We start from the raw sequence: 25,300 nt of genomic DNA, 5'->3' as shown, positions 1-25,300 counted from the left end.
AGAAGATCAACCACTGCAACACCTGGAGCAACGTCTAAAACCAGAGATCGGTGATCTGACCATCAACCGCGTTTTTGTAGGAGCCCGTTCAGTTCGGCCCCTCATTGCCTGCCACTGCGACTAAGACAAACTCATGGCCCCCCAAATTGACCGTTAAATCGCGCGACGGTGGGCCTAGACGTTCCAAACCCCACCTGTATCGGTAGCACTCCACCGCGACGAGGCATTTCGCTCGCGGCTGTGGCGCGCGGCCTCCGACCCGAGCAGCAATAGCGTCTTGTGCTGGTTTTCCTCGCTGGGACGTCGACCGCTGTCCTCCTTCCAGTAAATCCAGGCGTTGAAATAGGGCTTCTCGCGCTCCTCGATGATGTCAGGACGCAGACGTACAATTTCGGAAGGCTTGGGGTTGGCCCGCACAGTAGCTTGCGTCGGAATGGCTTGGTTCAGTTGCGCCAAGAAATCTTTGGGCTTCAACGGCTCACCTCTCGTTCCGTCCGACCGAAGCACCGCGACCAAGTCGCCATACATGTCACCCAGGTAGTCCCGGATTCTGTAGCCGTTGAGCACTTCGAAGCGGAAGAAGCCCCGTGTTTCACCACGGGCGGTGAGTGTCAGGACAAACGGAGTGTCGCGGGTAGAGAAGAGGCAATCAAAGCTCGCGGCGCCCGTTGTCACCAAGAACTGCTGCATGTCACTACCGATTGAAATCATGCTTCGATGAAGCAGCCGCAGAGACGTCATTTCCATCCAGCCCTACCTCGCAGAGAACCTCGAGCTAGAGATGATGGCGAGGTCAAACAAGATGAGCAAGCCAAGTGCCACCACTCACACACTAGACCTTAGTCGCACTCCAATGGCCTAGTGCAGTTCCCTTCGGACGCTGCACCCGCCGCAGAATAGGCACCTGCAACGGGCACAGGTAATGGAGAGATCAATCTCACCAATGCGTGATGAGATAGATTAATTTCAGAATTGCGGCCCACACGCTGAGGACACCCGAAATGGCTTTTACATGCGCCCACCATTTCTCGGCCTTGGGCGGTTAGGCCCATCTACAAGGGGCGAGTCAGAGACTGGCCACGGACTTACCCTCCCCTCAAGAATCAACCCTCTGCGCAGTTTTTGCTCACAAATACACACCTGACGTTTCGGTTCATCACGCTTGGGGAGCACACACCCCAGATCTGCTGATCCTGGGGAGTAATCAGATCGCGACGCCAACCGCGTATATGGGCCCGGGCGGTATACAGTCGTCGCTCTTTTACGACTGTAGGTTCGGGGCGCCACTGTGCGTAGAGTCAGCCCCCGGCAACGCGTATGGTTTGGGCATGGTGATAATTCTCCAGGCACTGAGCTGGGGTCAACTTTTGCCAATTGATTGGCTGGGGCCACTTAATACGACCTTCCTCGACAACCTAAACCACAAAACCAACCCAAAGCGCTGAAGGCCCACAACCCATAGCTGATCATCGTGCTGCTCTAGCTTCCAGCTACCGGGATCACGCGGGTATGCGCATTGATCATGTCACGCTCATTCGTACACACACCAACTCCTGTGTTGTGCTATGCGCCAAGAGCTTAAGACGTCATGAGTTCCCAGCCCCGGCGCTGCCTCCAACGGCCTGATCGACCTTCCTGGCTCGCAGTGGTGGAATCTGGGGTTCTACTCGGCTCAACACGGTTCGGGTTGCCTCGTGGGTGAGCCACCTCGGCCCGGTGACATCAGGGCCTACCTCCATGGCCCTTCTTAGGAAGTCTTTTTGCGCCGGCGTGGCGTGGTTCCCATAAATTTTTTCAGTGGCCTGATTGAGAATCTCTTCAGCAGAACTGCTGTGGCCCCCAAGAGAGTAAATGTGCTCCTGAGCAAGGGCTTCGACCTTCAGGACGATTTCGCACTGGGTATCTCGGTATTTGCCCATCCCTTTCTCGAAATGCTTAATCGAATTCTTGTGCTTCTCAATGGCTTCCTGGAAATCCGCATCACGGAACAGCGCCCACAGGTTGACGATGATCTCGTCCTGCCGGGGCAGCCGTTCGAAGATAATGCCCTGTAAGCCTTGGCCGAGTGGAGGAACGCCTTCCTTGAAAGTCTTGGCAACAGCGAGGTCGAACGTCCACGACGAAGTTTTCTCTGAAAGGGCCTGCTCACTCAAAAGACTCCAGATACTGCCTTTTTCAAGAACCATTCGCCGGAAGCACGCTGACGGTACGGATCTGAACTCGATCGGCAGATTGGCGCATTCCCGCTCCAGAGTCTGCCCACGTTGCCGTGCAACCTTTGGGGCACCGCCAATCTGCCAGTCGCTGATGGCCTGAAGAAGAGAAAGCGAGAACAGTTCAGTCATCGTGGCAAGACCTCTAACACATATTGATTGGCAACTGGGTTGAGAAAAGCAGATGCGTTGACATGGCCGACAAAATAGGAATGCATCGTGGTGGGGACCTGTTTGCGGCTCAGCGGCCAGACGGGCTTTGGTTGGAGGTTAATGATTGGCCAGAGATGCTAACCTGGCACCCTTCAGGCAACCTCATTGAGACGGTATCGCGTTAGAAAGGCAGCGGTTCAGCCGGCATCGATTCATATTTCATAACAGCGCGCGCCCACAAATCGCCTTTGATCGCCGCTTGCTTGATCGAAGAAGGCGATGTTGCCAGCCACTTACTGATTCTGGGCTTAACCAGAGGTTGGGCCATTCGGGCGTTGCAGGCTGCCAGGAATGGCACCATCTTTTCGATGATATATGGCTGAAGTTGAGCAACCTCTGGCGAGGCATAACGAGCTTCAGGAGCGTATCTAAGCCCTTTGGGCATGCGATAACCCATATCCCAAAACAATGCCGGCATCTCACATGCCTGGAAGCTTGAGCCTATGGGCAGGTAGTACGTCCCCGGATCAATGATCGCGCCATCTAGCTCGATCCAATAATGAGAGTGCTCACCCGAATCGGATCCATACCCTTGCATGGTCGCTTGACGCTGATCCCGAGAAACGACAAAGGCCAGAAAATTCCCTCCCACGACTGTGGGCTTATGCCCCATGGCCTGAAGGAGACTGTGCACCCCGAAAGATGCGTATAGGCATCGCTTGTAGTAATCGTCAGGAAATTGCCCTTTCAGACATCTATCAACCACGCAGAGGACGCGCTTAACTAAGACAGCATCAACCAAAACAAGCTCCTTCTCGATCACGACGACCACATGTAGTGGCCATTACATGGCATAGGTTTGGTAATGTCTACCTTGAAGGCTCCATAGCGCTCACGCCGTCCTTGAACTTCGCTATGGGAATGAGCATCAGGACATTTAACGGCCTGGACGTATAGGATCTGGCCGGACCGTAGAGATGGGGTAGAACCCTCTGGAAATTCTCAGCTGATCGGTACAGGTGCTCCCTGGAAGTAGCCAAGCTCTTGGAGCTTCTCCTCGCACCCGACATGTTCGATGGCCTCACCTCGCCGCGTCGACTTGCTGCAACGGGTCAGCCCATGAGTGTAGACCCGCCATGGCCATCAGGGCGCTACCATCAGCATGCAGCCGACTCTACAATAGCGCTACACAGGAGAACGGACACAGTGAGGGGCTATGGCACGCAAGTGGTTGAAGCAGGAACGGCGAACAAAGGAAGAGCTTTTCGATGCTTTAGTGCGAAACGCCTTAGGCTTCATCAATACCTCCATCGACCACCTACAGCAAAAACCCAAGAGTGCCATTGTCGATCTGTACACGGCGATCGAGCTGTTCCTGAAAGCCCGACTGATGAAAGAGCATTGGACGCTCATGCTCGCGAAGCCCGAAACCGGCGACCTACAAAGCCTGGCTGTGGGAGACTTTCTATCGGTCTACTTGGATGACGCGCTGAAGCGAATCCAATCGATTCTTGGCGAGAAAATCGACCAGGGTGCTTCCGACAACTTCAAGGCCCTTGGCGAGCACCGCAATCAGATCGTCCATTTTGCCCACTCAGGCATGGATAATCCGAGTAAGACGCAAGCCGGCGTGATTGTGGAAGCGTGGGCATCCTGGCACTACCTCCATGCACTATTGACCGGCCCCTGGGAGGCGGTATTCCAACCCTACTCAGTGGAACTCAAGGTGCTCAACCAACGCATGATGCGTCAGGGCGACTTCATCAAAGCCCGATTCGAGATCCTCAAACCTCAGATTGAAATCCAGGAAAAGAAAGGCAACAAGATCGTTCCCTGCGGTCATTGCCATATACCTGCCGCAATTGTCGGCGAAACCCATTCATGGGGTACCGACTACACCTGCATGGTTTGCGGGGTTGATGACACTGCGGTGGAAGAGTGCAAGGCAGAATTACCCTGCCCCAGCTGCAATGCTCCGTTTAAATTTTTTCAAAAGGGTCTGCATGCCTGCCTAGCCTGCGGCCATCAAATCACCACCGAGATCCTGATCGACCTCTGCACCAAACAATTTCCCGAGGGAGACGGCTGGTGCGAGGAAGGCCACGTACACATCGCATCCTGCCACAAGTGTCAGCACCCTCAACCCTCGGTATTTTTCATCGAGGGCATGTGGAGCTGCGTATCGTGCTTCGACCGTGGCTGGGGAGCGGTCGCGTGTGAGAGGTGCGATGAATTTGTCACAGGTAACATGGAAAGAATCAAATACTTTGCCTGCCACAAATGTGAGCCCGATGTGAGGAAGCAGCTCTTGAGTTTGGCCGAGTCCGCCGAGAGCCCCACTGCTGAAGGCAGCTGAGGAGCCACTGGTTGTGCACAATCGATGGAGAGCCTTGATTTAGTTTTTCAGCTCTTGTGCACCCGATACCAGCGTAATCACCTCATCTGACCAACATTGAATTGCCTGCCAAGTGCAGCCGTGCAGAAAGGGGTTGGCAATCCCCCCAGAACAGACGCTCATTCCATGGTGGTACAATGCCACTTCCTGCGGCCTGGAATAGGCCCAGCGGCCTCAGCTCTCGTATCAGCACCACTATCGATTCGGTCAATAGGGAAGTGTCTAGCATTGAGACAGTTAGAGATTGAGAATGAATTAAGGGATGTCGTCAGCAGAATCATTAACCAGGTTGACCTATCAACCAAACAAGGCAGGCTTGACATCAACCTGTCGCTGGAAGATGCGCTGATTCCGATCCTGAAAGCGGCCTACAACCTACCCAACCTGATCAACCTCAATAGGCGGCAGAAAAACTTCCCCGGCATCGATCTGGGTGATGACCATGACCGTGTCGCCTTCCAGGTTACCGCCACCACTTCCCTGGAAAAGGTCAAAAAGACCTTGACCCACTTCGTCGACAAGCAGTTCTACAACACGTTTGATGAACTGTATGTTTTGATGCTGACCAATAAGCAGGCTTCCTACAGCCAGTCCGCGATTGACGCCATCACAAATGGAGCATTCGAGTTTTCGACGAAGAACCACATCATTGATCTTGGCGACATCCTGGCCAAGGTGTCCGGGCTTCGCATTCCCGCTCAGGAGCGGGTGTTGAATGACTTCAAGATCATCTTGGGAGACATCAGGGCCTACCTGGACTTCAATGCTGAGGAAGGCCTTCAATCTCACACACTGACTTCCAACCTCATTGCGGTAACACCGCCTGAAACAATATACGTCGCCGAACTCTTGCTGAATGAAGCCTCAATCCTTGAGCAAGCCCGCGAACACCTGAACTTCCGAAAAAATAGCTGCTCCAGGCAAAGCCTTGTAAAGATGGCTCTACTACTCAATGGATCTGGCACGGATGACTGGGTGGTTTTCGAGAATCGAATCTTCACCTTCGAGGAAATCAACAACTCCAGCATCCGACATATTGTTGATGTAGGCACCATTGAAACACTTGAGTCCCGAGACCTCTCCGAGTCTGAGATCGATGACAACGTCAATATTTTCAAGCTACTTTTGAATAATCATGTACGTGAGATCGTCAAGCCTCACAACATTGTGTACGACCGCCGAGACAAGTTCTATTTCTTCAAGCCCCACAACCCAGACGATGAAGGCCGCAAAGAAGACTGGATAGGAAAAAAGAAATCAACCCGTCGAGTGTATGAGAAGGTGATGTCCAAGCGAGAACCCACGCGGCTCGCTCATCATGTTCATTTATCATTCGAACTGAGCTTTACTAGCATTGCGCAGCAGTGGTATGCACTCGTTGTGCCAAGCTGGCTTTATACCTATGACGGAAATCGCAAGTCTCGCTTCCATGAAGATTTGCTATCAAAACAAAAAAGACTTGAGTTCAACCAAAGCGTACGAAACATCGTTCGATTCTTGGCCTACTACTTACGCTCAATCAATAATCCCACTACTAACGCTTCGCCTAATAATTCCGCCTCGACTCCTGCCCTAGACAGATCAGCGGATGAAATAGAATTCTTCGGCGAGTTATTAGAGATCACTTGCGAAGAAAAGCTGGTAGACGGCGAACAAGTCGGCGCTGAATTTGATGAGGAGTTAGCCCTTGAAGATTAAAATCCTCAAAGAGCCAATGCTGGAGTTTGGAAACGGCGCGCACATATGCCCTAGGACGGGAATTGAAACCCTGGGAGTTTATGACAAACGCGATGAGCTGCGACGTAGCGAGTTACGCATTGGCATCGTCGGGCGTGGTGAAGGTGTTGATCTCCTGGATGAATGGCTGGACAAATGCAAACGCGGAATCGTCGGAAAAGAAGAAACCAAGTTTCCTAATCTGTTCAGGGGGTTTGGTGGCGTGGATGAATACCATGGGTTCTACACCAAAATCCTGTCCTCTCCCCAGTACACACGTACCCTGCAGAAATCAGAAATCAACAACATATCGCAGATCACGGCCCGTGAAGACCGTGTTGTGAAGTGCGTTGAGCTCTACTACGAGCAGATCCGATTTCTGTCCGAGAACCGCTCCATCGACGTAATCGTCTGTGTTGTCCCAAATGACATCTTCGACTCTCTGACCAAGGCGACTGGGGAGAAAGACACCGAGTCGCTCGAAGCCTACCTGGAACACAACTTCCGCCGACTTCTGAAAGCGCGCTGCATGCACCTGGGCATTCCCCTGCAGCTCGTTCGCGAGAAGACCATCCTGTCCGTCAAACCCTCGATCGATCAGCAAGATCTCGCCACCAAGGCCTGGAATTTCTGCACCGCCCTCTACTACAAGGGCAACCGCACTGTGCCGTGGCGGTTGGTCGAGGACAAGTTCAAGCCCAAGACCTGCTACATCGGGATTGGGTTCTACAAGAGCCGGGATGGCGAAACCGTCTCGACCAGCCTGGCTCAAGTGTTCGACGAGTTCGGCCATGGGGTCATTCTGCGCGGTGCACCAGTGTCCCTGGACAAACGGGACAGGCGCCCTTACATGGACGAATCTCAGGCCTATGAGCTGCTCGACAGCGCATTGGCGGAATATGAAAAAGCGCTGATGCAGAAGCCCGCTCGCGTCGTTATCCACAAGTCCAGCCGGTTCAGGCCTACCGAAGTATCAGGGTTTTCTAGGGTGCTGGATGCCAAGGGGATCAGGACAAAAGACCTGGTGTCGATCACATCCACCGATATCCGGCTGTTCAGCGACAAGAACTACCCACCAACTCGGGGGACACTGCTGAGCCTGTCGGAAACTCAGGGCGTGCTCTATACGAAGGGGATTGTCGACTTCTACAAGACGTACCCAGGCATGTACATCCCAAGCCCGCTGCGCGTGGAAACGTTCGAAAGCGACTCATCCCTGGAAGACCTGTGCAAGGAGATCCTTGGTCTGACCAAGATGAACTGGAACAACACTCAGCTTGATGGACGCCTACCCATCACTTTGGAGTGCGCCAACAAGGTCGGGGACATCATGAAATACGTGGCCACCTCGGAGAAGCCACAGGTCAGCTATAGCTTTTACATGTGATGTCTTTAGACCCTTCAGCTCTGGGGCATCAGACATGCCAGACAGGACGGGAATCAACAACCTTGAACTTCGGGCAACGGCACTCTCAACTGTAGTCCTTGGATAAGCGAAGGTGGCTCATCGGCACTTGGGGCCTGGGAAGCGGAGCGCGCAGGCGTGAGGATCGAAGCCCGCAGAGCCAAGACAGGCCATTCATGGCCAGGCTTGGCTTGCGAGAGCCGCCCCGGAGCGGGCACGCCCTACAAGTCCTTCGAGTGTCGTCCATCGGCACTCCCGCCCCAGCCGGCGATGGTCAATTGAGGATTCACAACCAGAAGCTCTGAATCGAGCACTGTACGTGAGACCAATGACAGCGTCTCAAGCGAAGTCCGGACCCGGATCACCCTGCTCAACTGCTAAGTATCGATTTGCTTCGGTCGAGACCAGTTGCCTTTGAACCGGCGCAACTTGGCAACCTTCACTGTGCGGCTGAATGATCAAAGGGCTCCTGGGGAGTAGCCCTCTAAGGATGACTTATTGCAGCTCTTGCTTAACGCCCCAGCAATGGCCGGCGCACATAAACTGAAGCGAGCTACCCGCTCTACTGCCGTCAGTCGCCATTTATCTCAGCCTTCACTCTCGAGTCTCAGGAAAAGACATGATCGAAAACGCTGTCATAAAAATCCCGCAAGTATAGCCGCCGTTGGGGCACTACAAGAGGGGTGCTATGGGGCGGAAGTAGCTACGCATGAATGTCTACTTCTGACCGATTTCCTCCGGTGGCTACTGACTTCTGGCATGTAGCGGTTTAAAAGATGAGGGTGATTAAAACCTCATCACATACCTGCCGTGACCATTGCTATCGTCATGACACACCGCCTCAAACATCCTCATCGGCACATGGTTGTACTGCGCAAACTCTACCCTTATAGTTCGCCCCTCGCGGCAACATCCGCGACGACCTTGGCCGGTCGAATTACAACGCAGCATCAGCGTTCACAACACCTTTGCAGTCGCCTTTCCGGTGCCCGCGACAGGATGTGATGATGGCTGTACGCGTTGGTTCTCCGGTCGTCATTGGCGCGCACAGCGGTCATTTTCTTCGTCGTCGGCAACTCAGGTGATTGCTCCCTGCACAGGAGCTGCACCGATGATTGACCAGCCACTCTCGCGCTTTACCGCCGTCGACACCCACGACGCCAACCAAGCCGTTTTCTACCTCGACACCCAAGCCTCCCTGAGCGATCTGGCCAGCAGTGCGGCCCATCGTTTCACCGTGGTGCGGGATCTGATGGACACGCTGTCCACGCTTAACCTGAAAGACATTGCCGACTGCGATCTGGCGCGGGTCACCCGAGGGGTGCATCTGCTCACCCGGGAGGGTTGCGCGGTACTGGAGGTGATTCAGTGGCGCACGGCGCTGGAGAGCTGAGCACCATCCCATTCAACAAGCGCGTACAACGCGCTTGATTTTGCTTTAGCGTTTGATCTGGCTTTTGATCTTGATCCACCTGCCCCTTTAGACACGATGGCCGAACGCAGGTATTGAGCCGTGGTTAACCCGGCAGGACGCCGGGTTAGCCGCGCTGGGCCATGGATGGCCCATTGCGGCGGCCCACGGAGCAATACCGGAGAGAGGGCATGCCGAGCCTAGGCGAGGCACCGAGTGAGGGGGCAAAGAGCCTTTGGTTACTTTGGGTTGGCCGGCATTCCGGGCTTTCCAAAGTGACCCGCTGTAAGAGCGGAACCGATAGTGGCCGTGACCGCAGCAACGGATATGTACGCAGAACCGTATGGGCCAGGTGAGGTTTGGCGAGAACTGCGTCCTCGTACGCAGCCTCGCTGCGCTCGACAGCGGCTACAGGTTTCGAGTACATCTTGGAACACTAGACAAAGCATGATACATAACTCCAGACACACAAAATCAGCCGATTTACTATGCACCTGGAGTTATAAAGCACCTCTCACCCCGACAAGGAGATGGAGGTGCAAAGCAGACAGCTAATCAAGGAGCTTGAAGCCGCAGGATGGATACTGGATCGGATAACCGGAAGCCACCATCTGTTCAAGCATCCTTACAGACCCAACACCGTTCCGGTGCCTCACCCGAAGAAGGATCTGCCACGGGGCACGGTCAGGGCCATCCGAAAACTGGCCGGACTGATATAGCGCCTGCCACCTTCACACCTATTGAGGAGATCCCCATGCAATATCCCATCTGCATCGAATGGGGCGACGAACACACCGCCACCGGCATCCAGATTCCCGACATCCCCGGTGCAGTCACCGCCGGCGACACCTTCGAGAGCGCCTACAGCGCCGCCATCGAGATTGCCCACGTCATGCTCGAAGAACTGGCCCGCGCCGGGCAAGCCATTCCCCTGCCCTCGCCCACCCACAAGCACCGCGCCAACCCTGATTTCGCGGGCATGGGCTGGGGCATGCTGGATATCGACATCACGCCCTACCTGGGCAAGACCGAGAAGGTCAACGTGACGCTGCCCGGTTATGTGATTCAGCAGATCGACCGCTTTGTCCGTGAGCACAACATCAAGAGCCGGTCGTCTTTCCTGGCCGATGCCGCGCTGGAAAAGCTCGGGCGCTGAGAGCGGCTACAGGTCGATGAATTCCAGACCACCTATTCATGATGCTGAGCCCCAAGGCATACCAATCAGTCGTCCAGAAGCAAGGGCGAAATAGCTGCAGGAAGCCATCGACCAATATTTTGCTTGTAAAAAAATTCTTCCCCATAACTCTCGGCACTCTCTTTAGGGGAGCAGGAAGAGCTAGCACTTAACGCATAGGCAGAGCTAGACGTCGATGTGCAATTAGCAAAAGCAACCCAGGGTTCTTGTTGCCATGCAATGTGACCAGCGGGAAATCCAGCAAGCTGTGGTTGAACGTTTGGTATCCCCTGCACTATTCCGCCGTATCGCTGAGCGTTGTAGTCTCGATTATTTTCAAAAGGATGAACTCTACCGTATTCAACCCGCTCCCAACCTACAATCTGATCCCAGTGAATCATCCCCAATGAGGCAGCTTCATGCTCTGCAGGATGTGGCGAATATCTTCTTAACGTATTGTTAACATCGATAAAATTAGGAGTTGGCCTTATATGATATATATACCCATTATTCCCCAAATGAGTACCTAGCCAATCCAGCGCAGTACCTCTTAAAGTCGTTGTAGCCACATATCCAGAATCATATCTGGCCAATCCTGTTTCAGCGCCATTGGTGTGATTCCACAAATTTATATTTGGCGGCGGCTGATTTGGTCGAGAACCATCCATCCCTTTTGGGAAAAACCCCCCGGCTTTTTTTGTAGCAGCAGGAGTATCCAATAAGCCTACCGCACGATAGACATTAGGGAGATTATCTGCCATCGAAAAAAATGAAACAAACACCAGTAAATGGAAGACAAAAAATCGGACTTTACACATACCTACTCACTCACATAAAGACACTCACACATTAATGGAGAATACTTAAGCCCTACCGCGGTAGTGATACACTTTCCAACGCAACAGCAATACACCAATTACTTTACAACCAGAAGTCTTTACAGGACCGTCTTGGTGCCACGTCGACCAGCTCCTGCACTTAGGCGCGAGACATTCTAGTATGCATATATATAAAGCTGATCCAAGGCTTTCCCAGAGCAATTAATCCAAAGCGAAGAACCGGCCATGAGTGCAGTCAAAGCTCCAGAATATGCGGCTTTCGCCCAGGAATTATCCATTTTATAGTTGGACAACCAGTACTCTTTACTGGACTTAAGCTGACCATTGTCTTCTTTAACGGCAAATGTAATATAACCATCACTTTCACGATACCCTACATATCGCAAATGCACGCCCGAGTAACTACCTGACGGACAGCCTTCAGGGTCTGCGACCGCAACACCCCCATTAACCAACCAAAAAAATGCAATTAGAAAGAATACAAACTTTGGAGCCTTCATATTTATTACCCCTCACAAGAACATATAGAACGGTAGATTTACGCCTACCACATTTAAGGCTTTCGTAGAACCACCACACACTACCGCAGGCTTCTGAACAATTATTTAAATACTTTAAATCGAAACCCTTACATGAACGCACACTCAAAAACTGCTCTTGGCTGCATATTGATAGCTCGCTCACTTGAATCTGGACTAATTCGTTTACGAAATGATTATACCGCCCCATTAAAGAGAGCACTTTCCAGTTTGTGATAATGTCCAGAAAAACGGGGCCACAGCCCGCCATCACAACATCTAGCAAAACGGCGCTCTTCCAAATCGATTCCCTGAGAGCCTGCTTAGATTTTTGAATAGTAATCAAATGGATGAAACACAAGCCGGTGCTCGGGAATACTCAAGATAGTTATCACGTGAGAGGATCGCGCGGCACTCGTTTGGTCGCGAAGGTGGGTGGGTCTAAGCATTACTAAATTCAATAAACAAAGCGCGTAGACGTGCTCGGTTTTGCTTCAGCCTTTGATCTGGCTTTGGCTTTTGATCTTGATCCACCTGCCCCTTCAGGAGGCCGAACGCAGGCGTTGCGTAGGGGGCAGCTCGGCATGGATGCCGAGCTAGCCGCCGTCAGGCCATGGATGGCCTGTGGCGGCGGGCCCCCGGAGCAATGCCGGAGAGAGGGAACACCGAGCCTTAGCGAGGCGCCGGATGCGGGGGCAAAGAGCCTTTGGTTACTTTGGGCTCCATCCAAAGTGACCCGCTGTAAGAGCGGAACCGATAGTGGCCGTGACCGCAGCAACGGATATGTACACAGAACCGTATGCAGTCATCTGAAAAGCATCGGCAGGTTTGGCGAGGACTGCGTCCTCGTACGCAGCCTCGCTGCGCTCGACAGCGGCTACAGGTTTCGACGGTCAGGGCCGTCAGGAAACTGGCTGGACTGGTCTAGCCCTTCAGCCTTCATCTATTGAGGAGATCCCCATGCACTATCCCCTCTGCATCGAATGGGGCGACGAACACACCGTCACCGGCATTCAGATTCCCGACATTCCCGGTGCTGTCACCGCGGGCAACTGTTTCGAGAACGCCTAGCGTGGTAGGCACGGCGGCCAACGTGGCGGACGTCACTCAAGTCGACCGACTGCTGCATGGCAAAGAGAAGGCGGTGCATGCCGATGCTGGCTACACGGAGGTGGAGAAGCGGCCCGAGCACGAAGGAAGCCAAGTCAGTTGGTCACTGCTATTCGCTCTTTCAAACCTGCGGATGAGGCGTCGGCACTTGCTGACGAATACGGGAGATGTGTGCCTGTGATGCAGGTAGTAGCCGCCGCGAGGTGCTCGCGGCGGCTAAAAACACAGAAGTGAGCGGGTGAATTGGTCGTTTTAGATCGACTCCCTGCTTTCAAAAACGGCAGGTGCGCAAGTCGCGCCCAAAACATCGGACTACTTCAGACCATACTTAGTCAGGTAGTGCTAGCGCCGACCATTCGAAAGCCCATGAGAGAAATCGTTATCTGGACGACCAGAACCAGGCACAGCAATACCGCTGCCATTCCCCAGTCACCGTGGTCGGCGATAACCCCCAACGTCGCGATCATTATCGTGGCGCCAATATTGCCGACTAACCAGAAAATTGAGGTCGCCGTCCCAGACCTGGAGAGTCCGGCAGTGTCGGCTATCAGTTGCAGCAGAAGAGGCAGCGGAGATAACAGCGCGGCACCGATCACGATCCCTGCCAGGCTCAATATCCAAGGGGAACCCGAGGTGAAAAGCAGTACCGTGCCTCCCCCTGCCAACAATGAAACCCCGGACAGAATGCCCCCCACGCTTGCACCGCTACGCACCAGTAAAGGCATGAACGTCATACCCGCGATACCACCGGCCAACATCAGAACAACGATAAATCCTGAAACCTGGGCATCGATCCCCTGACGCAACAGGATCGGCTCCAGCCATGTCGTAATGGCGGAGAAATAGCCATTGGTTAAAAAAATCATCAGCAAAACAGCCGTGAACGGCGCCGTGCGCAATAAATCGACACCCTCCGCCAGTAAACGCCCGCCGGACGTGGTCGGGGCGGACGTTGTTTGCACAACAGGGCCATCTCGCGGGACATAAATGAAGGTCAAAAGCGCAATCAGCCCCAGGATCGCGACGTCAATCAACAACGAACGGCTGACGTTCCCCTCCTCCGTCAACGGGACAATCATGAACGCGGAGCCTATACCCAGGAAAATCACCGTACTGAACAGCGTCGTGACCCGCACATGTTCATCTTCAGAAAACCAGGTGATCATCAACTTGACGAGCAGCGACATGGTCAAGGGTTGAACAAACCCGAACAACAGTTGGCCGGCAAGCAGGTATTCATAATGGGGTTGTAACACCCGGATCAATGCCGCCAACAACATGGCAATGGCGGTGATACGCAAGGCTGTTTGCACCGATATCCGGTCAATCAGGCCACCGCTGGGAAGTGCCAACGGTAATGCCAGTGCCGTCACCGCCAAAGACAGTGAACCGACTTCCCCATAAGTAATACCGTACTGGGTGGACACCTGATCCGTGATAGGTGCAAAGCGCATCCACTCATACTGGGTCAACGCCAGCATGCCGGAGTAAATACAAAGAATACGGTAACGTACTGGGATCACTTTAATCTCCCGCAAGAAGACACAAGTGAAGTCCGGGACGAATGCGCCGGACCTTGAGTTCACCCTGTGCAATCAGAAGGCCCTCATAGGGCATTGGTTGTCAGCAACCTTAGTACTTGATTCCGGTTGCCAGGCTCCAGTCACCGTATTGCGTGCGGGAAACTGTAATGTCGCGAAAACCGGCGGTCGTCAGCAGCTCCCTTATCTCGGTCTCTGACAATTGCTGACCCTGGGTCCACAGCAACATGTTCGCGTTATAAGCCGCGACATTATGTGGGCCGGTCTTGTCTTGATTAAAAAACATCTCATGAACAATGATACGGCCGCCGCTGGGCAGTGCATCAAAACTCTTTTTGGCCAGGAACAGACACTTGTCCAGCGGCCAATCATGAAAGATATCACTGTAAAGATGCACATCGGCGGCTGGATACTCAGACGCCCAGATATCTCCTTTATGGGTTGTGATGCGCCCCGCCATCCGGTATTGCTCGACGTAGGTATCGGCAATATCGCAGACATAGGGAAGATCAAAGATCACGGCATTGAGTTCAGGCCATTTCTCCAGCGCACAAATAGAGTGAACCCCCGAACCACCGCCCACATCCAGAAGACAGCTATACCCTGACAGATCAATCCGACCCGACCAGGCCCGAGCCGGTCCTTTGCTTTTACTGTGCATCGCCTTGGTGAAAATTTCGCTGTGTAACTGGTCCTGCGCATTGTTCTCAAACAGATCCGTCTCACCGAACAACCCGGACTCTCCGCTGAGCATCGACTCTTTGAAGAATGCATAAGAGAACGCATCTTCTTTGTGGCGTGCAGATTGCAGAACCCCACTGAACGAGGTCTGCGACTTTCGGGTCAGAAACGCTTGCGCCAAAGACGTCAGCCCATAGCACTCCCCACTCTTCTCAAGCAGCCCCTGACTGGTGCACATAGCCACAAGCGCCTGTGCGGCCCGAGGTGCCAGTTCCAATGCCGAGCCGATTTCACCCAGCCTCAGCGCGTTATCCTCAAGCAGATCAAACAGTTTTACTTCATCGGCAAAAAACAAGGTGTAGGTATTGATAAACCCGAAGTAGATATCAAATATCTGTTTATCACTGTGATGTTCCGTGTGCACTGTACTGTCCATGTAGATGCATATTCCATTTCAAAAATGCCGTTGAAGACCATCAACGATGCCATGACAATAAAAACCCTCGACAACACGATCAAACGCCTGCCTGGCCTCCTGCGAAGCGTTGCCCACCAGGTAACCATGTGAACAGGCCTTCAACATCTCGATGTCATTACAACTGTCCCCGAACGAGATGACCCTGGCGGGGGAAATCTCATGTTTCTTGACGATGAAATCGACCCCCTGCTTCTTTCCGCACCCCGGGTGCATGATGGCTACATCGTAGACATTCTCAGGATCGCCGGCGGCGGCACTGGCGTAGGTAATCGAGGCCTCAAGACCCACCTGCAAACAGAGTCTATGGATCTGCTCGATGGCGGTCGCTTCATTGCCATCGGCATTCAAGTAATAACCCCGAATGCGTTTTTGCTGGAACGCCTCCGACTGCAACGTCAACTCAATACCCTCTTGCTCGAACAGGGTGCTCAGCCTGATGACCCGCTCTGGAAAGGTTCCAGCGCCTTGTAACGGCCAACCCTCATCCTCCAGAACACTGTCCGGGTGATTCCAGTACAACTCGGTTCCCAGACTGGTCAGTGCAAAGTCCCAGGGAAATTCGGGGTATCTCTTCATCTTGTCCAGGACCACCGCTTGACTGTTTCCCGTGGCCCAGCCAAATAACAGGTGGTGCTTGCGTTTCAGTTGATTCAAACAGCTTTCCAGTTTGTCTATCCCGGCATCCGCCTCTCGAGACGACAAGACCGGCATGAACGTCTCGTCAAAATCAGAAACTATCAACCAGGTGTCTTTGCTCGTCATACCTGCTCACTCTCTGATGAGTCCCATGGACTGTGAGGATATTTCAATCCGGGAAAACTCCCCGACCGCTCCCTCGGAAAAGGGCGACTGCACACTAAACCCGACGCGCACTTCATCCGGGCAGTTGCTCACATAGAACGCCCGATGAAACACCACGGCCCCCTCAGAGCTACTCAGATAACACGAGAACACATCCCCACTTCGCGAAATGAACAGCCGCACAGGCTCATCGTTTACCTCGATGCCATTGACTTCATCGCTATAGGGCGATGAATGCACCGATACGATCTTCTTGCTACTGCCGTACTCTTCAACACCGAACTTCAGCTGGTGCAGCCCGACATGAAGAAAGAGCCCAGCAGCATCAAACTTGGCCAGGCTGAATAACTTGATGTCAGCGCCAAGGGCAAACTCTCCCGTCACGGACGTGAGCAAAGTGCCCAAGCTGTCCACCGTATGAAGCCCTGGAATATTGAACGAATCGCTACCGGGTTCGCTTCGCATGTTCAGAACCGGCGCTACATAACGCAGCTGCGCGCAATGCTCGGCACCGAACACACGATCACTGATCCTCAGTACGGTGTTCGGGTCTTTGCACAAAAGAGGCGTAGTGCCAACGGTGTCATCCATACAGGTTCATTCCGCCATCGACCGACAGGGATTGAGCCGTGATGTCTTCGTTCTCAAGCACCGCCAGGCAGAACCGGGCAATGTTTTCCGGGATCTGCGTGCGACCCAACGGGATCAGGCCCTCCATGCGAGCCCACAAGTCATCCAGCGACTCGTTGGGCTCGATGAGGCGGTTCTCCAGGTACTTCCACATATTGGTTTTGACGATGCCGGGGCAAACGCAGTTGACCCGGATATTGTGAGTGGCCAACTCCAGCGCCAAGGCGCCAGAGAAGCCCTGCAGCCCGGCTTTCGCGGCGCAGTAGGAAGATATTCCGGGAAAGGCGACTTTTGCGGCAATGGAGCTGATGTTCAGGATCGCGCCGCCCTTGCCTCTCTGGATCAGTGCGCGGGCAGCTTCGCGCGAGGTCAGGTAAGGAGCTGTCAGGTTGGTTTGCACGATCGCTTCAAACTCGCTCAGCGCTGATTCAACCGTGTTGATCAGATGGCTGCTGCCAATGGCGTTGACCAGGCCGTAAAAGTGCTCTGACTCATGAACAACGCCCGCTACGGCTTCTATGACCTGGGCTTCAGACGTTGCGTCGACCGCAATGGCCTTTACCGAAAGCCCTTGCTCCACAAGATCCGCCGCCAGCGTGCGAGCCGCCTGATAACCACTGACATCCTGAGTTTGATAATGGTTGATTGCAGTGGGTGTCCGGTCGGTATCAAAGATGTAGACATGAACACCTTCTTTGGCCAGTACTTGAACAATCGCGGAGCCGATGCCTCTGGCACCGCCCACGACGATCATGGTTTTACCGGACAACTTGCCTTGCGCTTTATTTCCCTGCGTCATAAACCACTGCTCCTGAATCCATAGAAAGCTCGCCGAACCCTATACAGGGCTCAGAAAACCAATAAGTAGTTGAAACTGCATTTAAACGTGCGAAGTCTAATTAACTAATGCGCACGGCGGATCAGCCAACAATGCACTCAATGCTTGAGGTGCAACATTGGCCTGGAAACTCTCGATTGTTGGCCACTCATAGGCATCACCGGAAACCTTGCGAACTCGAACCAGCAACCTGGACTCAATGTATTCAGCCAGGTTGAAGCGACCACTGTTATGTTCTACGACAATAATTTCGGCACATTGGCTCAGCATCTCTTTAACCAGCTCAAGATCCGGCCGAACGGACAGGAACCGGATATGCGTGCATCTTTTTGTCGTGGCGACCTGAAAGGCTTCGTACGCCATCGACTCCGATGACACTATCAATGAACCGGCGGCAAACTCGGGCTGAAAAATATAGATATCTTCAGACAGTTTCCGGTACTTCTCCCTCAGCGCACACACTCTTTCCATGGGCTGGTCGTACATCAAGTACAGGCCGTTTCCACCCAGCGCTTTCTGTCGATGAATACAGACCAACAGATCGAGAGGGTCTGTCAGTTCGTATACGGTTTCTTCCGTCAGCAAGCTGAATACGGTCGAGGCGTACGTAGCGCCGCCCCACACACCGTTTTTCCGAGCGCCAATGACATGCAAATTACGACAGGCAATCAAAGCAGAGTGCAGTACATCTATCGCGTTGAGGTAATACTTGTCATCGGTCAGGACAAACTTCAGTTCATCATCCGGGCACCCCATCGCGCAGGTCAGCAACGCTGACTCGGCTAGGCCGGTGTTGCAATAACCGGACAACGACTTAAGGCCAAACCGAGCGGCCAGATCCGCGGTGAATACATGGACAGGTGCCCCTGACCGAACTTCTTCGATAATGTCGGCCGTTCGACTGCAACTGGAAGCTTTCCTCAGATCATTCTTCTGCTGATCGTCCGTTGAGGTCATCAAACTCTGATGGCTGGCACGTTTGAAGGAGTGAACGCCTTTTTCGGTATGACAGATGATCGCGGCCGACCGATGGTCCTTCTCTGCCTGGCGAATGTGTTCACTGATCGCCTGGGTGTCGTGTCCATCCACTTCATAAACATCAGAGAAGTAGGCGGCCAAATACTCCGGCCTCAACTTCCCGGGAAGTGGGTCAATCCCTCTGCCATTGTTGTCCACTATCAACGTCAGGTTCTTGACCTCAAGTTCGCCAATCAGGCGAATCGCCTCGAAAGACACCCCTTCGTTCAACTCACCGTCACCCGCCACACAGATAACACGTGCATCACGATTGGTATTCGCCCGCCCCAACGCAATGCCCACTCCCTCGCCCAGGCTATGTCGCATGCTGTAGGCAAAACCGTAGTGTTTATTGACAACAGCCGGAATCTTGTCGTGAACCGCAGCCAAAAAAGCCAAAGGCATACCGTTGAGCACATGACGATAAGCATAAAACAATGGCGCAATATGCCCCCTGCCAATCACCAGATCCTGATTGGCCACCCCTGCCGCATTGCAGAATTCCAATGCAAACAGTGCTTCGGCAATGTTCAGTGACGACAGGCAAGATGCCAGGGTTCCGTAACCGGCAATTTCATGAATCCGCTCCAGGCAGACCCTTACGTCTGAATAGAACGGCGTAAATTGTCTGGCGATGGCTACCGACAGTTCGTTGATCGTCTGGCACTTCGACGACTCGGCAATCCCGACTTCAACTTCCTCATTGGCACGCACATACTCATCGGCCGTCAGGTACGCCTTCCGTTTATGCACGCTTTGACGAATGCCATATAACGGCGTCAACAGGCTGGCAACTGGCTCGAGGTCATAACTGACTAATTGATTCATTCAACACCTCGAACACGTCACTTAGCGTTTCTTCTGACATGATGTAGGCGGGCGCCAGGCAAGCCCAATCTTCCTCACCTCGGATAATCAACTTCCTTTCAAAGCACAGCCCACCCAATTTCTTGCCTGCCTGCTCCCCAAGGCTTGAGTCCAGGGTGATGCCGATCAGCAAGCCGTGGGATTCAATTCGGGCGATCCGCTCATTCCCGGCGATTTCCTGACACAGCGCCTGAGTCTTTGTAATGAGTTTTTGTAGCTGCCCTGCGGCCTCTATCTGTTCCAGCACGCGCATCGACGCATTGATGGCCGCGATCGAAACCGGGTTGCTTGCATAGGTATGCGAATAGGAAAACGGGATCCACGGCTCTGGCTTGTCAAACACCGAGGCGATTTTATGGGATGTCGCCATAGCGGATGCTGGGTAATAACCACCGCTGATGCCTTTCCCGAGCGCGACGATATCGGCAGAAACCCCAAACTGATGGGTATTCAAGAACTCTCCGGTTCGAGAGGCACCGGTCACGATTTCATCGGTAATCATCACAATATCGTAACGGTCACACAGTTCACGAATACCGATCAGGTACTCGCGGGGAGTTTGCCGCATCCCTTTCAAATGGTTGACCGGCTCGAAAATAATGCAAGCGATCTGCTCCGCACCATAATGAAGAATAATATTCTCCACATCTGCCACGCTGTGCATTTCCAACGCCTGACCTTCGTGAACGACAGGGAATGGCGGGTTGATCCGAATCGTGTCGTAACCGCTGCAACGCAGGTCCTTGAAATCGTTCCTGCCGGTAATACTGTGGGCCCCCAAGGTGGCGCCGTGATAGGAGTGCTTGCGGCAGATCACTTTCCTCTTGAACGTATTGCCTTTGCGCTGGTGATATTCCAAGGCCATGGCAATCGACGACTCGATGGCTTCCGAGCCGCTGTTGACATACAGCAAGCCGCCATCTTCCATCTTGGCGCGTTTGAGCAGCAGCTCTGAAGTTTCAAACAGCTCGGACGAATAGAAATGATCCTTGGGATGGAAAGGCAGATCCGTCAACGTCTTGGAAATATGCTGCTTGATGGGCTCGCACGAATACCCGAACGGTACGTTAAACATGCCCGAAATCGCATCCGTGTAGATGCCACCCTCTGCATGAACACTGACATCTTTAACAGAGCCAACAATTTGGTCTTTCACGCGTGACTGATAGACAAACATCCCTTTATGCCCTCTATTGATTAGATCGGATAAACCTGAGAACCAGCGCCCAGCACTTTACTGTGTGGCGGAACCGACTTTGCCACGACAGCACCTGCACCGATAATTGACCCCTTACCCACTGTGACGCCCGGCAAGATTGTTGCGCCGCCGCCAATCCATACATCATCTTCAATGACTACAGGTGCACCCGATTCTATATAACGACGTCGCTGCTCAAGATCCTTGGCATGGTTAGAGGTATAAATACCGACATGCGGCCCAATAAACACACGGTTCCCGATATTTATTTCAAAGGCATCGAGGAACACCCCATTGGCATTAATAAAGACACCGTCACCAATATTTATGTTCGAACCAAACTCACAAAAGAAATTGCCCCACTGTTCAAACCCCTCACCCACTGATCCGAACAGGAGTTTATAAAGCGGCTCGCGACCATCAGGGTTATTGCTGATGGAGGAACACAAAGCACGGGCGGTGCGCCTACGGGCAACTAAAGCAGGTTCCGCCGCATCGAATATGATGAACTCACGCATACGCCACCCTGTACACACGGGCGTAACACAGAGCACTCATGCCGTGCTGATCGGCAAGTAAACTGGAGCAAAAAAGGCGATCATTAGTTCCGCGCCCGCCACTACCACCAACAACTAACGCCCACACTCTCCCAATAGCCTGATTCCCTTCAGCCATCATCATCTCCATCTACTATTTATTTTTTAAATATACTTCCGCACTTCCTGAAATTTTTCCACCTTCTACGCCCGCCACCAGCGCGCTGCAAGTTTGTTATTAGGTTAGTCGTATTGTTATGTCACTGTTTTCAGGGCCTGCTACTTTCGTTCTGAATTGAGTGTGACGGCGCCGATGGGCTGCCAACTGCGCGTCGCACCTGACCAGCGATGCGCAGGTTGATTGAGGACTTGCTGCAACATGGCCAGCACCTCTTGATCCTCGCCGCGATGACGTAGCGGTTGTGGTTGCTACGCAACCAAGCGGGAGCAAGCTCCCTCGCCACAGGGGGGCCTGCCAAATAGTGAGGGGCTACCACAGGAAAGGCTCCAACCTCAGCCCGCCCTTTTACCCAACAACCCGCCCCAACCGCCCCGCCACGCCCGCCGCCTGCTCCGCACTGCCCACATTGGTAAACCCCATCACCAACCCCTGCCTAACCCCCTCCCCCAGGTACCACTGCGACAGCGGCTCCACAGCAATGCCCTGCGCCCAGGCCCGCTGGGCAATCTGCACATCGTCCCCCTCCGCCAAGCCGGCCACCACATGCATGCCCCCGGCCTGCGGGTCTATCTGCAACCGCCCCGCCAATTGCTGGTGCAACGCCTCAACCAGCCATTGCCGCCGACGCGCATACAGGCCACGCATCTTCTTCAGGTGCCGGGCAAAGTGCCCCTCATTGAGAAAGGCCGCCACCGTCGCCTGCAGCAGCTGCGGGCAGTGATTGTGCAAGCGATCCGCCTGCCGGGCGAACGCCTGGGCTTGTTCGGCGGGCACCACCAGGTAGGCCAGGCGTAACCCTGGAAACAACACTTTGCTGAAGGTGCCGGTGTAGAGCACGCGGCCCTGCTGGTCGAGGCTCTTGAGGGCCGGCAGGGGCTTGCCCTGGTAGCGGTATTCGCTGTCGTAGTCGTCCTCGATGATCCAGCTGCCCTGGCGGTTGGCCCAGTCCAGCAGGGCCAGGCGCCGCGGCAGAGACAGCGACACCCCCAGCGGGCTCTGGTGGGTCGGGGTGACCACGGCAAAATCGGCCTCTGGCGCGCGGGCGATGCCTTGGGCGACCTCCAGGCCCTGATCGTCCACGGGCACCGGCACCAGCTGGGCGCCGGCCGCCAGCAGCGCGCTCCTGGCCATGAAGTAGCCGGGCTCCTCCAGCCAGCAGGTGGCCCCTTTATGCATCAGCGTGTGGCTGATCAGGTCGAGGCAGGCGCGGTAGCCGGCGCAGACGAAAATCTGCTCCGGCTGGCAGCTGATGCCCCGGGAAATCCCCAGGTAGGACGCAATGGCCGCCCGCAACGGCGCATAGCCTCGCGAGTCCGGATAGATGAAGCCTTCGGTGCCCGCCTGGCGCAGTTGCCGGCCCGCGAGGCGGGTCCAGAGCTTGCGCGGAAAGGCATCCAGCGCCGGCAGGCCCATTTGCAGCGCCAGCGGCGGCGTGCCGGCGTGGGTGGCCTGGTAGGCCGTGGCCGCCACCGGGGTGTGCGGCATGGGCGCGGCAACCGGCGCCAGCTGCGGCGTGACAATGGTCCCGGCGGCCCCGCGAGCCGTCAGGTAGCCCTCGCCCATCAGCAGTTGGTAGGCCGCTTCAACGGTGCCACGCGCCAGGTTCAGTTCCGCCGCCAGGGCGCGCACCGCCGGTACGCGGTCTCCCGGACGCAGGCGGCCATCGGCGATGGACTCGCGAAACCGTTGATAAAGCTGGCGATAGATCGGCGCCGTCTGGCTGCGATCCAGTTCGAATGCAAGCATCATGGCCTAGTCATTTATGCACTTTTTGGCTCTACAGCTTAAGCCATCGGTCTTCTAAGGTGGGTCATCTCTTTTCAGCGGATGACGGACATGCCCTACACCCTTCAACACCTCGACAGCGAAGAGGCCTTTGCCGCCAGTTTCGACTTGATGCGCGTCCTGCGCCCACACCTCACCAGCCCCGCGGCCTATACCGCGCAACTGGCTCGGCAGGCCGCGCAGGGCTACCGCTTGCTCGCCGCGTGGGACGCTGAGCGCATCGTCGGCCTGGCGGGTTACCGCGAAATGGAAAACCTGCTCTACGGGCACTTCATCTACGTCGATGACCTGGTGGTGTGCCCACAGCTCCAGCGCAGCGGCGTGGGCGCCCGGCTGTTGAGCGCCGTGCGGGATGAGGCCGTGCAACGTCAATGCGAGCACTTTGTGCTGGATACCGGCCTGCACATGCCCCTGGCCCAGCGCTTCTATTTTCGCCAGGGGTTGCTGGCCCGTGGCATGCACTTCACCCAGCGCCTGCGTGGTGAGGAGCGGGCATGAACAACCTGCTGTTGATCAACGCCAGCCCCCACGGCCAGGGCTCCCACGGGCACCAGCTGGCCCTGGAACTGGCGAGCACCCTGGGCCAACGCTATCCACACCTCGAACTCGTCGAACGCGACCTGGCGGCGCAACCGCTGCCACCGCTAGGCCCGGACTACGCCCACGCCCTGACCACCCCCACGCCCTTCGACGCGCCGCTGTTCGAGGTGTCCGAAGGGGTGATTCGTGAGTTGGAGCGTAGCGACGCCCTGATCATTGCCACGCCGATGCACAACTTCACCCTGCCGGCCGCGCTCAAGCTCTGGGTCGATTATGTCCTGCGCATTCACCGCACCTTCAGCGCCCTCCCGGAGGGCAAGGTCGGCCTGCTCAAGGACCGCCCAGTGCATGTGCTGGTGAGCTCCGGCGGTTTTCACCAGGGCAAGCGGGCACGCCAACCGGACTTCCTGACGCCCTACCTGCGCCACGTGCTCAACACCCTCGGCCTGTTCGACCTGCAGTTCACCTACCTCCAAGGCTTGGTGTTCGGGGACGACGCCGTGCGGCAGACCATCGAAGAAGCCCGCACTGCACTGTTTTCCAAGCCCCTATTCACCCCCCTTGTGGATGCTTGATCACTTTTTCCCTACCGGAGTTTCAGCATGAGCCAACTCAGACTGCCCTTTGCCACCCTGTCGCCTGCCGCCTATCAAGGCCTGCTCGCCACCAACAACGCGCTCGCCGCCAGCCCGCTCGGCTTGCCCTTGCTGGAACTGGTGTATTTACGCGTATCGCAGATCAACGGCTGCTCGTTCTGCCTGGGCAAACACTCGCAGACCCTGCGCGAGAGTGGAGTGGCGCAAGACAAACTGGACTGCCTCGCCGGCTGGCGCGTCAGCGAACTGTTCAACGACCGCGAACGCGCCGCCCTGGCCTGGGCCGAAACCCTCACCTACGTCCACGACAAAGGCGCACCGGACGAACTGTACGAACCACTGAAAGCACACCTGAACGACGTCGAAATCTCCGACCTGACCCTGGCCGTGTCCTTGATGAACGCCTTCAACCGGCTAGCGGTGGGGATGAAGCTCTAAGGGCGGGATCGCCATCGACTGTGCAACGGCAAGAACTACGCCGGCGGGTCACCCCAAAGGTGCATCTGCTCACCCGAGAGGGATGCGCGGTGCTGGAGGTGATTCAGTGGCACACAGCGCTGGAGAGCTGAGCGCCACCCCATTCAACAAGCGCGTAAAACGCGCTTGGCGTTGTTTTGGCGTTTGATCTGGCTTTTGATCTTGATCCACCCGCCCCTTTAAACACGATGGCCGAATGC

At 54.8% G+C, this 25,300-nt stretch carries 23 protein-coding genes and 2 pseudogenes; 11 read left to right on the top strand and 14 right to left on the bottom strand.

From position 1 onward, the window contains the following. Positions 1 to 174 precede the first annotated feature (174 nt). The 3 genes from I9018_RS12510 to I9018_RS12500 form a co-directional block, all read right to left on the bottom strand. Entirely contained in the window at positions 175 to 747 is a 573-nt protein-coding gene (locus I9018_RS12510; RefSeq protein ID WP_241109634.1) for a DUF6037 family protein, read from the bottom strand. Between the two features lie 839 nt (positions 748 to 1,586). Further along, complete coding sequence (locus tag I9018_RS12505) at positions 1,587 to 2,345, bottom strand: hypothetical protein (RefSeq protein WP_241109633.1); 759 nt, start codon at positions 2,343 to 2,345, stop codon at positions 1,587 to 1,589. A gap of 202 nt (positions 2,346 to 2,547) precedes the next feature. Next, positions 2,548 to 3,189, bottom strand: coding sequence for a hypothetical protein (locus I9018_RS12500; protein WP_241109632.1), 642 nt, complete (start codon positions 3,187 to 3,189; stop codon positions 2,548 to 2,550). A gap of 393 nt (positions 3,190 to 3,582) precedes the next feature. Here I9018_RS12500 and I9018_RS12495 point away from each other — a divergent pair, with 393 nt between their 5' ends. The 6 genes from I9018_RS12495 (at position 3,583) to I9018_RS12470 (ending at position 10,449) form a co-directional block, all read left to right on the top strand. Continuing rightward, complete coding sequence (locus I9018_RS12495) at positions 3,583 to 4,722, top strand: hypothetical protein (RefSeq protein ID WP_241109631.1); 1,140 nt, start codon at positions 3,583 to 3,585, stop codon at positions 4,720 to 4,722. A 267-nt stretch (positions 4,723 to 4,989) separates the two neighbouring features. Next, entirely contained in the window at positions 4,990 to 6,459 is a 1,470-nt protein-coding gene (locus I9018_RS12490; protein WP_241109630.1) for an SMEK domain-containing protein, read from the top strand. Continuing rightward, positions 6,449 to 7,864: a hypothetical protein gene (locus I9018_RS12485; RefSeq protein ID WP_241109629.1), complete on the top strand. Its 1,416-nt coding sequence runs from the start codon at positions 6,449 to 6,451 to the stop codon at positions 7,862 to 7,864. The genes I9018_RS12490 and I9018_RS12485 overlap by 11 nt, the downstream gene beginning before the upstream one ends. Before the next feature lie 1,129 nt (positions 7,865 to 8,993). Further along, entirely contained in the window at positions 8,994 to 9,275 is a 282-nt protein-coding gene (locus tag I9018_RS12480; RefSeq protein ID WP_241109628.1) for a hypothetical protein, read from the top strand. A gap of 554 nt (positions 9,276 to 9,829) precedes the next feature. Continuing rightward, entirely contained in the window at positions 9,830 to 10,012 is a 183-nt protein-coding gene (locus I9018_RS12475) for a type II toxin-antitoxin system HicA family toxin (RefSeq protein ID WP_124346520.1), read from the top strand. Positions 10,013 to 10,047: 35 nt separating this feature from the next. Beyond that, a complete protein-coding gene (locus I9018_RS12470; protein ID WP_241109627.1) occupies positions 10,048 to 10,449 on the top strand; it encodes a type II toxin-antitoxin system HicB family antitoxin in 402 nt (133 codons plus the stop codon). A 65-nt stretch (positions 10,450 to 10,514) separates the two neighbouring features. Here the strand turns inward: I9018_RS12470 and I9018_RS12465 are convergent, their stop codons facing one another. After that, positions 10,515 to 11,285, bottom strand: a complete 771-nt coding sequence (locus tag I9018_RS12465) for an enterotoxin A family protein (RefSeq protein ID WP_241109626.1) — start codon at positions 11,283 to 11,285, stop codon at positions 10,515 to 10,517. A gap of 176 nt (positions 11,286 to 11,461) precedes the next feature. Next, positions 11,462 to 11,806, bottom strand: a complete 345-nt coding sequence (locus I9018_RS12460) for a hypothetical protein (protein ID WP_241109625.1) — start codon at positions 11,804 to 11,806, stop codon at positions 11,462 to 11,464. Between the two features lie 978 nt (positions 11,807 to 12,784). Here I9018_RS12460 and I9018_RS12455 point away from each other — a divergent pair. Continuing rightward, positions 12,785 to 12,892, top strand: a pseudogene (locus I9018_RS12455) (type II toxin-antitoxin system HicB family antitoxin); the annotation flags it as partial. Between the two features lies 1 nt (position 12,893). Then, a pseudogene (locus I9018_RS12450) lies at positions 12,894 to 13,115 on the top strand (transposase); the annotation flags it as partial. A gap of 151 nt (positions 13,116 to 13,266) precedes the next feature. Here the strand turns inward: I9018_RS12450 and I9018_RS12445 are convergent. The 9 genes from I9018_RS12445 to I9018_RS12405 form a co-directional block, all read right to left on the bottom strand. Further along, positions 13,267 to 14,457 carry an MFS transporter gene (locus I9018_RS12445; protein WP_241109624.1) on the bottom strand — a complete coding sequence of 397 codons (1,191 nt, stop codon included), beginning with the start codon at positions 14,455 to 14,457 and terminating at the stop codon, positions 13,267 to 13,269. Between the two features lie 109 nt (positions 14,458 to 14,566). Further along, positions 14,567 to 15,592, bottom strand: a complete 1,026-nt coding sequence (locus I9018_RS12440) for an acetylserotonin O-methyltransferase (RefSeq protein ID WP_241109623.1) — start codon at positions 15,590 to 15,592, stop codon at positions 14,567 to 14,569. An 18-nt stretch (positions 15,593 to 15,610) separates the two neighbouring features. Beyond that, entirely contained in the window at positions 15,611 to 16,396 is a 786-nt protein-coding gene (locus I9018_RS12435) for an HAD-IIB family hydrolase (protein ID WP_241109622.1), read from the bottom strand. Between the two features lie 6 nt (positions 16,397 to 16,402). Then, positions 16,403 to 17,026: a DUF1349 domain-containing protein gene (locus I9018_RS12430; RefSeq protein WP_241109621.1), complete on the bottom strand. Its 624-nt coding sequence runs from the start codon at positions 17,024 to 17,026 to the stop codon at positions 16,403 to 16,405. Continuing rightward, positions 17,019 to 17,864, bottom strand: a complete 846-nt coding sequence (locus I9018_RS12425; protein ID WP_241109620.1) for an SDR family NAD(P)-dependent oxidoreductase — start codon at positions 17,862 to 17,864, stop codon at positions 17,019 to 17,021. Before I9018_RS12425 ends, I9018_RS12430 begins: the two co-directional genes overlap by 8 nt. Positions 17,865 to 17,960: 96 nt before the next feature. Next, positions 17,961 to 19,748 carry a 1-deoxy-D-xylulose-5-phosphate synthase N-terminal domain-containing protein gene (locus I9018_RS12420; protein ID WP_241109619.1) on the bottom strand — a complete coding sequence of 596 codons (1,788 nt, stop codon included), beginning with the start codon at positions 19,746 to 19,748 and terminating at the stop codon, positions 17,961 to 17,963. Beyond that, the gene (locus I9018_RS12415) at positions 19,726 to 20,964 is read right to left on the bottom strand and encodes an aminotransferase class III-fold pyridoxal phosphate-dependent enzyme (protein WP_241109618.1); all 1,239 of its coding nucleotides are present in this window, start codon (positions 20,962 to 20,964) and stop codon (positions 19,726 to 19,728) included. The genes I9018_RS12420 and I9018_RS12415 overlap by 23 nt, the downstream gene beginning before the upstream one ends. A gap of 20 nt (positions 20,965 to 20,984) precedes the next feature. Beyond that, positions 20,985 to 21,503 (bottom strand): sugar O-acetyltransferase, encoded by a 519-nt coding sequence (locus tag I9018_RS12410; RefSeq protein ID WP_241109617.1) that lies wholly within the window; start codon positions 21,501 to 21,503, stop codon positions 20,985 to 20,987. A 544-nt stretch (positions 21,504 to 22,047) separates the two neighbouring features. After that, a complete protein-coding gene (locus tag I9018_RS12405) occupies positions 22,048 to 23,451 on the bottom strand; it encodes a PLP-dependent aminotransferase family protein (protein WP_241109616.1) in 1,404 nt (467 codons plus the stop codon). 87 nt (positions 23,452 to 23,538) lie between these two features. On the opposite strand from I9018_RS12405, the gene I9018_RS12400 reads away from it, so the two are divergent. From I9018_RS12400 to I9018_RS12390, 3 genes are read left to right on the top strand one after another with little or no spacing between them, the layout of a single operon-like run. Then, a complete protein-coding gene (locus I9018_RS12400; RefSeq protein WP_241109615.1) occupies positions 23,539 to 23,985 on the top strand; it encodes a GNAT family N-acetyltransferase in 447 nt (148 codons plus the stop codon). Then, on the top strand, positions 23,982 to 24,602 hold the full coding sequence (locus I9018_RS12395; RefSeq protein WP_241109614.1) for an NAD(P)H-dependent oxidoreductase: 621 nt from the start codon (positions 23,982 to 23,984) through the stop codon (positions 24,600 to 24,602). Before I9018_RS12400 ends, I9018_RS12395 begins: the two co-directional genes overlap by 4 nt. 27 nt (positions 24,603 to 24,629) lie before the next feature. After that, positions 24,630 to 25,061, top strand: a complete 432-nt coding sequence (locus tag I9018_RS12390) for a carboxymuconolactone decarboxylase family protein (RefSeq protein ID WP_241109613.1) — start codon at positions 24,630 to 24,632, stop codon at positions 25,059 to 25,061. Positions 25,062 to 25,300 lie beyond the last annotated feature (239 nt).

Origin of the sequence: Pseudomonas sp. MPFS, assembly GCF_022537035.1 — a bacterium.
GTDB lineage: Bacteria > Pseudomonadota > Gammaproteobacteria > Pseudomonadales > Pseudomonadaceae > Aquipseudomonas > Aquipseudomonas sessilinigenes.
This window is presented reverse-complemented; position numbering and strand designations above follow the sequence as displayed.